Origin of the sequence: Xanthomonas hortorum (assembly GCF_040279205.1) — a bacterium.
GTDB classification, from domain to species: domain Bacteria; phylum Pseudomonadota; class Gammaproteobacteria; order Xanthomonadales; family Xanthomonadaceae; genus Xanthomonas; species Xanthomonas hortorum_F.
This window is the reverse complement of the sequence record NZ_JBEOLS010000024.1, coordinates 26,552-39,637: the sequence shown is the minus strand read 5'-3', so window position 1 is coordinate 39,637 and position 13,086 is coordinate 26,552. Positions and strand designations below refer to the sequence as shown.

Annotated in this window: 15 protein-coding genes and 1 pseudogene; 6 read left to right on the top strand and 10 right to left on the bottom strand. The window is 59.7% G+C overall.

Annotation, left to right across the window (positions count from 1 at the left end; translation table 11 throughout):
• Positions 1-8: 8 nt before the first annotated feature.
• The 3 genes from ABS769_RS11615 (at position 9) to ABS769_RS11605 (ending at position 1,953) form a co-directional block, all read left to right on the top strand.
• A complete protein-coding gene (locus ABS769_RS11615) occupies positions 9-269 on the top strand; it encodes a hypothetical protein (RefSeq protein ID WP_317061857.1) in 261 nt (86 codons plus the stop codon).
• Between the two features lie 105 nt (positions 270-374).
• On the top strand, positions 375-734 hold the full coding sequence (locus tag ABS769_RS11610; RefSeq protein ID WP_317061856.1) for a hypothetical protein: 360 nt from the start codon (positions 375-377) through the stop codon (positions 732-734).
• An 847-nt stretch (positions 735-1,581) separates the two neighbouring features.
• A complete protein-coding gene (locus ABS769_RS11605; protein ID WP_317061868.1) occupies positions 1,582-1,953 on the top strand; it encodes a hypothetical protein in 372 nt (123 codons plus the stop codon).
• A gap of 45 nt (positions 1,954-1,998) precedes the next feature.
• Here ABS769_RS11605 and mobQ read toward each other — a convergent pair whose 3' ends face one another.
• Entirely contained in the window at positions 1,999-3,609 is a 1,611-nt protein-coding gene (gene mobQ / locus ABS769_RS11600; RefSeq protein ID WP_317061855.1) for a MobQ family relaxase, read from the bottom strand.
• A 258-nt stretch (positions 3,610-3,867) separates the two neighbouring features.
• Here mobQ and ABS769_RS11595 point away from each other — a divergent pair, with 258 nt between their 5' ends.
• The 3 genes from ABS769_RS11595 to ABS769_RS22725 all read left to right on the top strand — a co-directional run bounded on the left by ABS769_RS11595 (position 3,868) and on the right by ABS769_RS22725 (position 5,422).
• Complete coding sequence (locus tag ABS769_RS11595; RefSeq protein WP_317061854.1) at positions 3,868-4,194, top strand: hypothetical protein; 327 nt, start codon at positions 3,868-3,870, stop codon at positions 4,192-4,194.
• A 273-nt stretch (positions 4,195-4,467) separates the two neighbouring features.
• Positions 4,468-5,229 carry a hypothetical protein gene (locus tag ABS769_RS11590; protein WP_345785023.1) on the top strand — a complete coding sequence of 254 codons (762 nt, stop codon included), beginning with the start codon at positions 4,468-4,470 and terminating at the stop codon, positions 5,227-5,229.
• A complete protein-coding gene (locus ABS769_RS22725; RefSeq protein WP_430544158.1) occupies positions 5,129-5,422 on the top strand; it encodes a hypothetical protein in 294 nt (97 codons plus the stop codon). Before ABS769_RS11590 ends, ABS769_RS22725 begins: the two co-directional genes overlap by 101 nt.
• Here the strand turns inward: ABS769_RS22725 and ABS769_RS11585 are convergent.
• From ABS769_RS11585 to ABS769_RS11545, 9 genes and pseudogenes are all read right to left on the bottom strand, one after another.
• Positions 5,378-5,506: a hypothetical protein gene (locus tag ABS769_RS11585; protein WP_317061853.1), complete on the bottom strand. Its 129-nt coding sequence runs from the start codon at positions 5,504-5,506 to the stop codon at positions 5,378-5,380. The genes ABS769_RS22725 and ABS769_RS11585 overlap by 45 nt on opposite strands.
• A 123-nt stretch (positions 5,507-5,629) precedes the next feature.
• Entirely contained in the window at positions 5,630-6,715 is a 1,086-nt protein-coding gene (locus tag ABS769_RS11580) for a YcjF family protein (RefSeq protein ID WP_350498162.1), read from the bottom strand.
• Between the two features lie 297 nt (positions 6,716-7,012).
• Positions 7,013-7,426: pseudogene (locus ABS769_RS11575) on the bottom strand (XVIPCD domain-containing protein); the annotation flags it as partial.
• A 1,780-nt stretch (positions 7,427-9,206) separates the two neighbouring features.
• Positions 9,207-9,398 (bottom strand): hypothetical protein, encoded by a 192-nt coding sequence (locus ABS769_RS11570; RefSeq protein WP_317061851.1) that lies wholly within the window; start codon positions 9,396-9,398, stop codon positions 9,207-9,209.
• Between the two features lie 70 nt (positions 9,399-9,468).
• Entirely contained in the window at positions 9,469-9,951 is a 483-nt protein-coding gene (locus ABS769_RS11565; protein ID WP_269122686.1) for a JAB domain-containing protein, read from the bottom strand.
• Positions 9,952-10,751: 800 nt separating this feature from the next.
• On the bottom strand, positions 10,752-11,438 hold the full coding sequence (locus ABS769_RS11560) for a hypothetical protein (protein ID WP_254806834.1): 687 nt from the start codon (positions 11,436-11,438) through the stop codon (positions 10,752-10,754).
• A 65-nt stretch (positions 11,439-11,503) separates the two neighbouring features.
• Complete coding sequence (locus tag ABS769_RS11555; RefSeq protein ID WP_317061850.1) at positions 11,504-11,956, bottom strand: hypothetical protein; 453 nt, start codon at positions 11,954-11,956, stop codon at positions 11,504-11,506.
• Complete coding sequence (locus tag ABS769_RS11550; protein WP_317061849.1) at positions 11,953-12,417, bottom strand: hypothetical protein; 465 nt, start codon at positions 12,415-12,417, stop codon at positions 11,953-11,955. Before ABS769_RS11550 ends, ABS769_RS11555 begins: the two co-directional genes overlap by 4 nt.
• The gene (locus tag ABS769_RS11545) at positions 12,414-12,872 is read right to left on the bottom strand and encodes a hypothetical protein (RefSeq protein ID WP_317061848.1); all 459 of its coding nucleotides are present in this window, start codon (positions 12,870-12,872) and stop codon (positions 12,414-12,416) included. The genes ABS769_RS11550 and ABS769_RS11545 overlap by 4 nt, the downstream gene beginning before the upstream one ends.
• Positions 12,873-13,086 lie beyond the last annotated feature (214 nt).

The window sequence follows — 13,086 nt, the reverse complement described above, 5'->3', positions numbered from 1 at the left end:
TCGCATCATTGAAGGAACCGCATCATGCCTACCACCGTGAAGCAAACCCCGGCCTCCGCGCCATCGCAAGCGGCAACAACATCGTGGTCCAGGCCGGCAACCCGACCCAGTACTTCGTCTCGCATATCGCGCCGTATCCCAACCGGGATCTGGTGGTCGGCAACACCTACAGCATCTCGGACCCGAATTATCCGCCCGGAATCGTAGTAGAGCTGGTGCACGCGCCAGGTGGCGGGATGCAGACCGCCACGTTCCAGCAGCAGACGTAATGTGGACCGGCGGCGACCCTGCCGACACGCCGGGCCGCCACCGGCTTGCGGGCAGTCGCGATGCCAGACCGCCGGAGTGACACCCATGCGCTATCGGAGGATGCAATGACGGGCAAAGTCTATATCGCAAACATCAGCGCCTCGGCCGCGACGTACTCCATCAACAACACGCCTGTCAGCACGCCCGCGCGCCCGATGAATTCCGCCACATGCACGCCCTACTTCGTCATCGTCGCACGCTCGCGCTACCCGGACCCATCCGGCACCTTCGCCATGGGATCCAACGACTTCTCCGTGCAATTCGCGGACACGATTCCGCCCGAGCACAAACAAATCGATTGCGTCGTCGTGATTCCCGACAGCAGCTCGATCGACGATGACCTGATTCTCTACGTGTTCCGCAATTCGGTCAGCCTGCTTTCCAGCCGAGGGATAATTCTGCCCGACACCACACAAGCGGCTTGAGGTAAGCGTCGGAGATGGGTTCTTCGATGCCTGAATCGAACAGATCGAGATTGGCCGCCATGCGCACGCCTGCTTCAAGAACGCCAACCGGTTAATGGATGAACTGCGCTCTTGACCAGATAAATTTTTGGAATCGTAAGACGGATGTGGCTCTATAAAGTCGTCAACAGCGCTTTGAGCGCTTTGGATAGAGGCTGAACTCAGCCACCTTGCTGCCGGACGCGTTTATAGCCGAACCACCCGCCTAGATTCGGCGCGAAGGTGGCAGCAAATTAGGCAACAGTGGCCTGCGTCTGTCTTGCCAAGACGTCGAAGATGTCCCGGCTTGCGTCCTTCTCGGATCTTAGGATCTCGAGAAAATATTAAACGCTGTAATCAAGCTAAAACGCGCCATGATTTGGCGGAGAGAGTGGGATCGGATCACTTCCGACTTAACCCATTCAATCCGTTGCAGAAAGCCTGTTTGGTAGGTTTCCTTTCGATGTTTCCTCGATCATAACGCCGGGCTTGGCTCGATTGCTAGCGCCCGCCTGCCAGCGGCAAGTTGCTGACGCCATTGTCTGTCTGCATAAACTCGGACCTCACAGACATGAGCAACTCAAACATCCCGCTTGAAGCACGTGTCGCCGTGTTGGTCGATTACTCCCGTTGCCTCAGCGGACCATGTGCTTCTACAAACGACGAATCGGGGACGCCGACCCAGTTGAAATCTTTTCTATTCGTCAAATGGCATAACTGCCATCGAATTTCTTCGGGTATTCAAATTTGTGAAATGCAGCCACAAGCGAGCTCTTGCGTAAGCACCGTTTCTTGGTTGGATGAGTGCTTACCCAACACAGGAGCACCCATGCATCACCAAACGCAGATCCAGGTCGCCAGTCGCCTGCTCGGCCACCTCCTTCAGCAGCGCACTACGCGCCTTCCCCCTCAAGAAGTGGAGGACATCCAATACGCGCTCGATCTGGCTGCCGAGCTGCTGAGGCTCGGCGGGCCAGGACCTGCCGGTCAAACGCAGGCATCGACAATCTCTCAACCGTCTCAGCCCATCCTCGTCAAACGAGCGGTCGTTGATCGCAGTGTCGTGCCGACCATGCCTACCTCCATTGAGGAGTGGCGAGAGGCGCGCAAGAAGAAGGATAAGGACAACGTCCCCCGCCCCAAGGAGCCCATCGGGATCGAGCGGATAGATCTCCGCCCTCGCTCTCGCGCCTGCCGCTAGGGCGCAAGGAAGAAAGCCCCGCAGATGCGGGGCTTTCAATATCCATCAGGGCCGCGGCCGCCGGCGTGTTGGTTGCGGCGCAGGCATAGGCATAGGCATAGTCATCGGGGAGGGCTTGGGCTTGGGCGCAGCAGGAGAGGCCTTGACCGACTCAACAGGCCGGCTCGCGATGTCGAGCTCAGGACTCGCAAGAACCTCCTCGCTCCACTGCTCCACTTGAGCGGCGCGGATCTCAATCTCGTTCTCGTAGTCGTTCCACCGCTGCTCGGAGACCGCTGCCCGGGCTGTCGCCAGTTCGGCTGTTCGTTTTTCCAGCAAAGCCAACCGCCGTCCTCGTCGCTTTTCCCATTCTTGAGAGGACCACTCGCCATCGGGACGGGGATGGTCGCCGCTGAACTGCTCCCATGCTTGTTCGGCCAGGTGGAAGAGATTCTCGGCACGCCCTAAGGCGTTGGTCCGCTGGGCGAACTTGAGCACGCTCCGTTTCAGACGGCCCAGTCCATCGACCAGCCCATTGAGCCACCTACGCACATCGACACCATCGAGAAGAGCAGCCGCATAAGTCGTCCACTGCCCCACTAGCCGCTGAGTGGCGGTCAACGCCAGGTCGGGCCGGGTGGAGAGGATCTCTGTCAGAACCCGAGCCGCCTCGGCGACAAGTTCACTAACGGGGCGCAGCGGTCGCACCTCCGCATCTTCCGCAGGCCGACCCAATGCATCGGAGAGGCGAATGCCGCGGAGCCCGTGGATTTCTAATCCCGGCACAGAGGTTTGAAGTTCGTTCCTGGAGCCAGCTCGGCGTCGACGGTCGCGCTGCGCTTGGTCGTGGCTATGGCCAATAGGGTTTGGAATTGCCCTTCCCTCCTGCTCGGCTTGAGCAAGCAACTGTTCAAAGGCTTCCTCGTTCTCTCGAACGATGCGCGCGTTCTCGGCGGCACGTTCGGTCAACACGCCCTTGCGGGCCAGTGCTGTGGCCGTCTTGCCCACGTGCTTTGTGGGCTGGCGGGACAGCACCATGGCTTCGGCCCAGTCGCCGCGAGCCAGGGCGTCTTCGGCCTGGACTTCGAGGCGACGGTGGTCGACCCGGGCATCAATGCCGGCAGCGGCCAAGTGCTTGTTGATGGTGGATGCAATGGTTTGGCGTATCCACTCGATCTCGATCTTCCCCGACGCTCCGCCGTCCAGCTCCCTCGTCTTCTCGGCAAAGCCGTCGCTGGTCAACCGCCGCGTGGTGGCGAGGAGGTGGACGTGATGGTTCAGGCCGTCACGGGAGTCCGGCGAGTGGATGCTGGCTTGCACAGCAAATCCGTAGCGGGCGACCAGCGCTTGGCCGATGGCCGTGGCGAGCACGGACCGCTGCTCGTCGTTGAGCTCGTGGGGCAAGGCGACCTCGAACTCGCGGGCCACCACCGAATTCTTGCGGTTCTCCGCCGCCTCGGCTTTCGGCCAGAGCTCGGCCGGGACGAGTGCCCATGCTGGAGCATCCTGGGGAGCGAGGCATTCGGATGCCACGACTCCACCGCGGCGGCGGTAATCGTGACGCTGACCGGTGATGTGATCGATGAGAAGTAGACCAGCGCGGTAGGCAGCGGCTGCGACAGCGGAATCGCCTCGGGAACGACTAAAAACTTTGACGCGAGAGTGGTAGATGGCCATGGAGAGCTCCGGATGAGGTTGCTCTCTTTATGCCGTGGCTTTTGATTTGCGCAAGCGCGGAGCGCTTGGGGGTCCGGGGGCGTAGCACCTGGCGCGCGCTATGTCGCAGACATTGCATCAGTGCGCTCTTGCTTCTTTCTTTTAAGCCCTGTTTTTCAAGCTTTTCGATCTTCGATGGGGACGAATTTCGAGACCACCTCGACGCTTGACGCGAGCCTTTTTCCTGTTTGACTCATTTCAGCAACTCAGGAGAAACCCATGACCACCACCAATCACTATCACGGCCAAATTCAACGTGCGACGGAACGACTGGCTCAGCGTCAAGCGCGAGAGCTTTTAGCGCAACAGCGCCAAGCGGTGAAGGCCAAGGAAACGCAGCGTCGCGAAGAAGCCAAGCGACGCACACGGGTGGCAGAGCTCGTTTTCCTTGCAGGAGCAGAATCACTGGAAGATACCGAGTTGGTGGGTGCGCTTTTGGCTCACGTGGGAAATCGGACCGACGCGGCAATCCGTAACCAAGCGAGGTCACTCGGCGCGTTGCGAATGGCAATCTCGATCACTGAAGAAAGTCACAGCACGCATTGAGCCTGGTCGCCCGCCCTGCCCATCGCGCGTCGTAGGGCTGCAGCCGCACCGATGGTCGGTTACAACGTGTCTGCCAGTGGGGGCATCCCCCGGTGTTGTGCCCGCATAGCCTCTAGGCTCCGGGTGCACGAGGTTCTCCACTAGGAGGCACGGGAATCTTCAGAGCGCCAGGCTCAGCGGGGCGAAGCCTGACAGCTGGCAAAAAGGGCCTGGGAGAACTTAGCGAAGGATCATGGAACGGAGGAAAGGATAGTCTTTACCTGTCTCAATGACATGTGCTGCCTCAGAACCCTGCCATCAGTCAGAAGCCTGTCGTCAGACCGCCAGGCGTTCGGCGATCCAGTCCATCCAGCCGAGGCGCGCGGCCGACGCGTTGGCCGACAACGAGTCGCGGCCGTCGATCACCTCAAGGGCGTGGTGATGTGCCCTGGGATGGCGGCTTCATGGTTAAGCAGCTTCGCCGCCGCGGTGGGCGGCTGGAACTCCATTCCGTCAACCGCACCACTCCCCGATCCTGGTGTCCGAAGACGTGGGGCTGGACGCGTGGGGCGTGGTGACTTGGAGCTTTCAGAAGCAGTTGCGCCGATAGACGCCGGCCTACATGATCGGCCCCTGCGGTTTATCCCGCTTCGCGCCCTGAGTGCCTTTGATCTGATCGTGGATTCGCTTGTTTTGCTGCCACGCCTTGCGTTTCTGCCACCACTGTTTGATTCGCTGCCACATAACCCCACCTCCATGCATGGACTCGTTGACGGAAACAACTTTTACGCCAGCTGCGAAAGGGTCTTCAACCCCTCGCTGCGCGGGCGCCCGGGCGTTGTGCTTTCGAACAACGACGGCTGCACGATTGCTCGCTCCAGGAAGTCAAGGACTTGGGGGTTGGCATGGGCAACCCATCCACGAGATCCTGCTGGACTTGCTGAGGCAGCTGAACGTGTTATCGGCCAACTTGGGCCTTTATGGAGACCTGTCTTGGCGGTCGGTCTCAATCCTGAGGGACCTCTTTCCCCAAGTCGAGGTCTACAGCATCGATGAGTCGTTCGTCTCGTTCGATAGCATCCCGGAAGCCGAGCACGAGCGCGTGCTCGGTTCGGTCGCGGCGCGATGGCCTTCGCCGATGAAACGCAGCCTCGTAGACCATGGACATATCCCATTCCCCCGGGTCAAGGCATTCGGGAGGGTTCTACAGACAGTCTTTCTCCATCGCTTCCGCCTCCGCTTCGATTGAGGCGAAGAGGGGCAGAAAGCGCGTTTTCACTTGAGCAAGGTAGAAGCGCTGTTCTTTGACCCGCAGCACAATTTCCTCTGCCATGAAGCAGAAGACGCCTCTGCGCCTTCGTGTGACCTGCACAAGCATCCCTGTCCCCCAAAGCAACGATTGAGATTGGGCAGGCAGTGCCCGGCCGCAGCAGCGCGACCGGAGCACTCCATCCCTTTACTTCTTCAGCAGGTCACGAGCCGCACTTTTAAACTTGCGTCCGATCTCATCTCCTGAAGGCGACGCATCGGGATCATCCGTAAAAATGGTTACAAGGGTCGCCAAGTAGGCTTCACCGAGCGCAGAAGTGAGCGCCATCGCGGTCGTTCCAGAAATCGCGGCGCCTGCCACCGTGCCCACGCCAGGAATCATCTTGATCAGATTGCTCACAATTGCTCGGCCCGCGAAGCTTGCTCCTGCCACGCCGATGGCCGATGTAATCAGTGAAGTGAGCATCGAGTTCGTTAAACTGATCCCAAAGATAGACGTGATCTTCGCAATCATTCCGATCTGCACCGGCGCGATGATGGCTGCGTCCGAAAAGGGAATGGGGCTAAGGCCCGCCGTTCCAGACGTAGCCGCGGCGGCAGCGATGATCTTCCTCGCTTCCGACTTTTTTGCGTTGATATCCGCCTTTTGCGAAGCGGCGAAAGCCCTCCGCGCGCCCTCAGGCAGCGCGCCCAGCGTCACTTCAACTAGGGTCTCAAGTCCTTTCGCGGGGAGTGGAATCTCATCATCAATGAGCTCCGCGATTGCCCTCACTTGGACAACGTTACGGCAATGAGGGAGAAGACGTTCGACTTCCTTCTTAAACCCTTGGTCAGAACGATTTTTAGTGATGACACCTATGACCGGAACCACCTTGGCCAAGCTCTCATGAAGAGCAACCTCTGCATCTTCCACTCGACGTCCGTCTTCGTGAATGCAAATCCATGCAACATGGATGTGCTTAGCAGGATCGGTTTCGTTTTTGCGTGCTTGGATGAACGCTGTAAGCTCATCAATTGTTTTTTTGTATTCGGCCATCTCCAACCCGCGAGAGTCGAAGATAGAGAACGGGATACCTTCCTTGGTGATCTCTCGTGTCTCTTTCGTCACCGGCTTGCCTTGTCCGGTTTCGGCCAAATGCTCGTGAAACACGACGTTGATCAATGTGCTCTTGCCCACACCTGACCGGCCAGCGATCAGGATGTTCACATGCCCCATGGTCTTTGCTGCGTCCGTTACCGCGTCCGCGATGGACGACGCATAGTTGCTTTCCATAAATCCCCCTGTCTTCCTTTCAAAATTAGACAACATACCTAGCGAACCGCTGTTGATGCGGTCGCGAAGATCTTACCCACAATGGGAACCGTGACTCACCTCAGCTTAGTTTAAGATTACGGCGGATAGGTCTAGGAAGTTGCGGCTCGCAGCTGTTCGGTGAAGCTGTTGCCTTTTGCGTCCTTCAGCTGCGCCATGAGGTAGATGCCTTGCCGATTGCTCTTTCTTGCCCACAACTCCCCGAGCATGCGCTTTTCCTTCTCGAAATATACGGAGTAGCGGAGATGAGCGAGCAGGCTACATCGCCATCCGCGGCCCCTGTTGCTGCTGGGCTGTCTGCTGCTGGGTTTGTTCCAGCGCCTGTTGGCGCACCTGATCTTGCTTGATGACCTCAGCTTGCTGCAGGTTCTGCTGGGCCGGCTCCTGCGAGGCTTCGCGCCCATCCACGTGGGCATGGAACTGCGGCGCTTTGTCCAACCCGTGTGGGGCATAGATCGCAACGACGTTCTGAGCGCCATCGTTCCCCAAGCCTCCCGTGACCCTGTCCACCCGCTTGAGCAACGGGTCGTCCACCTGCTGCTTGTAAAGCGCAGCTGAGACATTCCTGGTCTCTTCTTCGTTCCAGTTTCCCGTGCCGCGGACCCAGGAATGGATCTGCTGGTAGGTCGAGTGGTCCGGGTGGGCGGGATTGTCGGCCAGCACCTGCGAAGGTGACCGAAGCGAGGATGGCTCAATTTCCGGGCGATGCTGCGCTGGGCCTAGTTGGCGCACCTCCACTTCCCGCTGCTGACCGTGGGAGGTATCGACAAATCCGAACGCCTTGCCCTGTCCTCCCAAGCTCAGCCCGGCTCCCTCCAGCTTGGCCGTATCGGTGCCTAACTCTGCGAGGTCGTAACCGAGGCGCGGCAAGGCCTGGGTCGTGGATCCCGCACGCTCTCTCAACAACGCAGCCCCCGCGCTCACAGGGTAGGCCACATAGTAGCCGGGGTAGTTAGACGTGCCCTGGCGCCCCATGCTGCTGTCGCTTCGGTCGAAGTGACAAACGGCAACTGCTTCCACAGCCGGGCTGGAAATGCTGTTCCCTGTGCGTTGAAATCCGCGCTCGTCCAAGTGGATGCCCGGCTCAAGCTTTCCGTCTTTCACGCAAGCGGTTGTCGGCTCGACGCGACGCAGAAATTCGGCTTGGTTGAACTGCCCCGTGGTTGTCGCCACTCGGCTGGCCACGGCATTCATACTCACCAACTCGGCCAAGGCTTCGTTTTGCCGAGCGGATGCAACGAATTCCTTGGACAGCCCCGTGGCATCAACCACTGATTCGCCGTATTGGATACCCTCTTTGAGCGCGGCATCGAGCTTGAACACAAAAGTGTTCAGAGAAACTTGCGCCGACGGCGCCATCAGCGCATGCCCGGTCTCATGCCCCACCGTTCCCGCCAACATGTCCAAACGGTCGGAACGAATGGACGGCTCGAAAATCGAGGTATTGATGCTGACGGTGCCAGTCTTGTCATCGTAGTGCCCGCCCTCGTTCGGCTGGTTGGACACTTCCAGCCGGCGCAAGGTGCCCAGGTCGATGGCTTGCGTCATCACCGAAGTCAAATAAGGCGATGTATCGATGGCCTCTCGAAGGTCACGCACTGCGCCTTTGGGGAGGCCCGGCTGCTGCTCCAGGTTCTGGAGCAACCGTTCAATGTCGCGCTGATCAGCCATCACGCGGCTCCATTTCGAGCCTGACCCGCGAAACGCAACGTGGGTCGTCGTGCTTGTCCGTGCTGACGACTACATACAAGCCAAGCCCGTCTGCGAGCGCTCGCTCAAAGTAGACCGTTGGCTTGAAGCCCACCGCGTTCTTGGTCACGCCGAACCCTCCTGCGACCAATGGGTCATGCAGCGATTTGAACGACAGGTCGCAAGCCTCGGAAGGCCTCACTGTGAGCTCGATTGTGTGGCCGGGATGACGCGCGTAAGGCTTCCACACAGCGAACTCGTAGTGCCCCGCACCCAGTGTGCCCTGGAGCCCTGTTCGCCGCCCTTGACTGTCTGGCGTCACCTCAAGCCCTGACACGTGCGCAACATGCACCGGGGCCATGTCTGCTCTGGTTTCGAAAGATTTGGCCATTCGAACGATGGCCTCGACCAACGCACCTGACGTTAGTGCTGGGCCTTGCGGCAGTGGTGGGTAATCGCCTGACACCACAGCATTGGGAGCGGCTTGCCGACTGGCCTCGTCTGCGGCCCTGTCCGCACTAGCAGCGGCTTTGTCTTGCTCGGAGCGCACGTCTGCGGCGCTGGGGGGATGTCCTTCCATCGTTTTCTCCTGAGAGGCGTAACCACTCGCCGGTCCTTGAGCACAGGCCAGCGTTCCTAACGAAAGGGTAAGCACCGCAATGCTGCGAATCAGTAAGCGCAAGCTGAGCCTCCGTGAGTGCTCGATGTCCTTCGTTGCCGCCAGAGTCTAACCGTCAGGCGTAGCGTGCGTCCCAGGATGGAATCACGCTCTCGGATCACTGGCACCATCAGCACTGTCTACGACAGAGAAGTCACTCACCAGCCAGCCGTATGCATCGCTCAGGGCTTCGGCGATGTCTTCTTCGCTCTCGCATTCGACCGTAGCTTCCATCGGCAACGCGGGACGCTTGCCATCAGTCCCCCAGACAATCCCTCGCACATGAAACGCTTTCATTCCCGCTCCTTGGAGGTGCATCTGCCTCGGCAGTCTAGCGTCGGCAGACCGGGGAGGTGAAGGGGGCGGGCTATGCCCACCCCCTTGCGGCCAGGCTGGTGTGCTGCCGGCCACCGATGACCAAGTGGTCGAGGACTCGGATGTCGAGAAGCGACAGCGCCTGCTTCAGGCGTTCGGTGACCTTGCGGTCTGCTTCGCTCGGCTCCGGGTTCCCGCTCGGGTGGTTGTGGAAGAGGATGACGGCGACGGCGTTGAGCTCCAGGGCGCGCTTGGCGACGACTCGGCTGTGGACTTCGCAGGCGTCGGCGGTGCCGGTGAAGAGGTGCTCGGTGGCCAGGATGTGATGCTTGGTGTCGAGGAAGACGACGCCGAAGACTTCGTGCGGCAGGTGAGCGCAGCGGGCAATCAGATAATCGCCAGCCTGGTCGGGGCTGTGGATGTGGCCCAGCCGCTGGAGGCGCTGCTCCAAGATGGTGGCTGCTGCGAGCAAGATGCCCTCCTCGTCCATCTGGAGTTGGTATTGGGCCGTGCTGTCCTTGGTGCTGCGCTTCATCGGTTCTTCTCCACCAGCGCGTTGTGCGCCTCGTGGGATCCGATAGGCGAAGCGTCCGGCCCTACCGCACCCGAGAGCGAGCACCGCGACAGCGGCGCGCAGCAAAGGGCCGCAACAAAGCGCCAGCGCCGAGAAGGAGGCCTGTCCTTGCGGTTGGGACAGCGAAGATAAGGTCCCTTTCAGAGGCCCAGCGCTGGTAGAGAGTGGTGATGTGCGACTCCCATGCCAGTGGTCGAACAGCCAAGGGTGGGCCGGATGCTGCTCGCGTGCCGTTGCCATCTGCTGCACTAGCCTTGTCTCTGCCTGCCAGCACCCCGCCGTTTGCGATCCGTTGTCAGCACCAGCAGCCTTGAGCGTCTGTCCACAAAAGCACTCCTACTGAGCGCATTTCTGAAGCAGTAGCTGAGGCGTGCATCTCAACGAAATGTCGCCACGCTGTGGGACACTCGAGGCATCTCCGGACTGGCACCGCGACATGTGAAATGAACGACTGAAGGCCGCCCTGAACCGGTGGATATTCGCTTTTAAGGCAAGCATGCCTCGCATGTCCGCATCCGCCCGGGGGATCAGAACCATCCGCACCGAGCGGCGTCTGCGTAGCTGAAAGCACGGAGATAGTCGACCACACCTTTAAGAGCTTCCGAACCAAAGGGGCAGCTCAGGCTCTCATCTACCGCAGGAGGGCGAAGTGAGTCGGACTATCGGCGGTTCTACTGGTCGGGAGAGCTGGTAGTAACCAACGCCAGCTTAGCCTTGGCCGTTCGAGCCTTGTAGCCCGTGCCAGGCCAGAACGCTGGCGCTCATGAGGTCCGCATAGCAACAAGGGCAGCGGACCTCTTTTGATAGAGGTCTTCCGCCACCTGGGGCCACTCAATTAAGTCGTGCACCGGAACGCCAACCCATGCATGGTAGACGCACGGCAGTGCGGGGATGGCTAAAACCAGCCAAGGCATCCATGCATGCCATTGCGAAAGAGCCGCGATGCCGGAGCCAGCCATGTTCCAGTCCAATGCCACCAACGCCACCCCGACCCAGCCCGCTCCCACCAGGGCCTGCCACCTCCCCTCGTCAATCGCGCGCTCCGCGAGTTGTTTCTCCACCGCCTTCGGGCGAGCCGACTCGGCCACTTGGGCCAACGCCTTCTCGGCCTCCCACCGATGGACGTAACGCGTCGGGTCCGGGTTCTGCGGTGGGATAGGGGTTGCCAGCCAGTGCTGAATCTTGGGCACAAACAGTTCCAGCACGGCCATTGCGAAGGAAGAAATCAACCCAGCGCCTAGGGTCATCATCACGCTGTAAGCAAGGACCAACAACAACCAGGGACCTGGGCGCGAGGCGATGTCGTTCCACTTAAAGGCCCACAGGTTGGATCCCGTCATCAACACCAGGAGCACATCCGCCAGCGCTGCAAACGCCAACAATGCGAGAGCAAAGCGAAAATCCCGAACTTTCTCTAACAGGTTCAACTTTTCAACATCGAAGGCCATGACAACAACTCCAAGGGTAGTAGCCCGGCCACCATGCCCCAGCGATGTCTCAGCAGCTGCGACGCCTAGGGCTTGGGGAAGCACCATTCCCACTCGGGGATGCCATCGACCATGCGTCCGGTAGCGATTGCACCCACTCGCTGAAACAGCTGTTGATACGCTGGCGAAAACTTGCGGACAAGAAAAACGATCCGCGCGACCCCCAGTTCACGCTGGATTGATTCAGCAAAGCCCCGAAGCAGCGGCTCGCCAAATCCCTTTCCCTCCAGCTCCCGCGCCACCGCAAAATGCCCGACCGTAGCCGCCGCGCCTCTCAGCACCCATTCGTGGAAGTAGCCGGCATGTCGCCCTGCGAAATAGACGTAGAGATTGGGCGATTGCTCGGTAGCATTTTCGAAGTGTTCCAGCCCACGCTGGCTTCCAAAGGTTCGCGCGTAGTGTAAGAACCGCGTTCGTAGCTCTTGCCGCATTCTTTCGGTGCCCCACGCGCATCGTTGACGCCACTCCCACATGTTCATTGCCCTCCGTGTAATCGGATTGCGATCCACGCAATCCAGCCCGACTGTGCCGTGGAGGCGCTCGCCATCACGGCCCCGTGACCAGGGATGACTTTCAGCTGGTCCACGCCGGCCAGGTCTTGCGGGAAGAACGAGCCATCTGGGCCGTAGACTAAGTGATCGCCCTGCAGCGCGTCGCAGGCTTGGCAGTGGTTGGCCAAGTAGGTCCGGTCAGCTGTTTGCGAGTGATTGGGCTTGAGCCAGGGAGCCTCGGCCTGGACCCGGGCCATCGTTCCCACGTCCAGCTCGCTGATGTATTTCAGCAGCGAAGGCCCGCCCTCTTGCGGGTATTCCTCGTCTTCGTTGTCGATGAACCCTGGCACCCAAAGCGCGGTTACGGGGATGGTTGCCAAACACTTCCAGCAGGTGGTTTCGCCCTGCAGTAGGGCGTAGCTGGTGGCCGCGATGTTGAGATCAGTCATGGGGATCCGTCCTTGTAGACACCGCGATCCCAAGAGCGGTAGCGCCACGGCACCACGTCCTCCAAGAACGTGACGCGGGGGCTGGGAAGGTTGCCCAATCCTGCGATGCTGGCGCGCAGCCGCTCGGCCTGAGCCTCGGGGACAAAAAGCCAAGGCCTCACCGTCCAGTCCAGCGGCACACCGCTGTCTCGCTCAAGGGCGCCCCTGATGCCGGCCCAGTGCTCGTTCCATCCCTTCAGGCGAGCAATCAAGGAAGGGGCCCGGGCTGCGTAGCTGATTTCGCACAGGTAGGCCGCCTGTTCCTTGAAGCTCACGGCCACCGCATCGCAATACCAATGCGGGCCGCTGGTGTCGGGGTTGGCCCCCTCGTTGAGCTGGATGCAGCACTGGCTGTTGACGAACAGCGCGCGGTCCGCTCGAAGGTAATCAAGCACCACACCCTCGAAATGGTCCATGTTAGTTAACTCCCGTTTTTGGCTACCTTATCTAACTAGATGATACTAACATCTGATCAAGTCATTTAGGAAAGGTACACCTTAAAAACTAACATGTAGGCGTATTTAGTTAGTCTATTTGCATTAAACAGTACAGTAATGACAGGGCAAACCACTTAAAATTATTTCGCCAGCCAACTCTAAATCATTGAATTACATGGATCTATCGAGTTGA

Coding starts and splice junctions, on each gene's coding strand:
- ABS769_RS11610 (WP_317061856.1), top strand. CDS start 375: ATGACGGGCAAAGTCTATATCGCAAACATCAGCGCCTCGGCCGCGACG.
- ABS769_RS11605 (WP_317061868.1), top strand. CDS start 1,582: ATGCATCACCAAACGCAGATCCAGGTCGCCAGTCGCCTGCTCGGCCAC.
- mobQ (WP_317061855.1), bottom strand. CDS start 3,609: ATGGCCATCTACCACTCTCGCGTCAAAGTTTTTAGTCGTTCCCGAGGC.
- ABS769_RS11595 (WP_317061854.1), top strand. CDS start 3,868: ATGACCACCACCAATCACTATCACGGCCAAATTCAACGTGCGACGGAA.
- ABS769_RS11590 (WP_345785023.1), top strand. CDS start 4,468: ATGTGCTGCCTCAGAACCCTGCCATCAGTCAGAAGCCTGTCGTCAGAC.
- ABS769_RS11585 (WP_317061853.1), bottom strand. CDS start 5,506: ATGGCAGAGGAAATTGTGCTGCGGGTCAAAGAACAGCGCTTCTACCTT.
- ABS769_RS11580 (WP_350498162.1), bottom strand. CDS start 6,715: ATGGAAAGCAACTATGCGTCGTCCATCGCGGACGCGGTAACGGACGCA.
- ABS769_RS11570 (WP_317061851.1), bottom strand. CDS start 9,398: ATGAAAGCGTTTCATGTGCGAGGGATTGTCTGGGGGACTGATGGCAAG.
- ABS769_RS11565 (WP_269122686.1), bottom strand. CDS start 9,951: ATGAAGCGCAGCACCAAGGACAGCACGGCCCAATACCAACTCCAGATG.
- ABS769_RS11560 (WP_254806834.1), bottom strand. CDS start 11,438: ATGGCCTTCGATGTTGAAAAGTTGAACCTGTTAGAGAAAGTTCGGGAT.
- ABS769_RS11555 (WP_317061850.1), bottom strand. CDS start 11,956: ATGAACATGTGGGAGTGGCGTCAACGATGCGCGTGGGGCACCGAAAGA.
- ABS769_RS11550 (WP_317061849.1), bottom strand. CDS start 12,417: ATGACTGATCTCAACATCGCGGCCACCAGCTACGCCCTACTGCAGGGC.
- ABS769_RS11545 (WP_317061848.1), bottom strand. CDS start 12,872: ATGGACCATTTCGAGGGTGTGGTGCTTGATTACCTTCGAGCGGACCGC.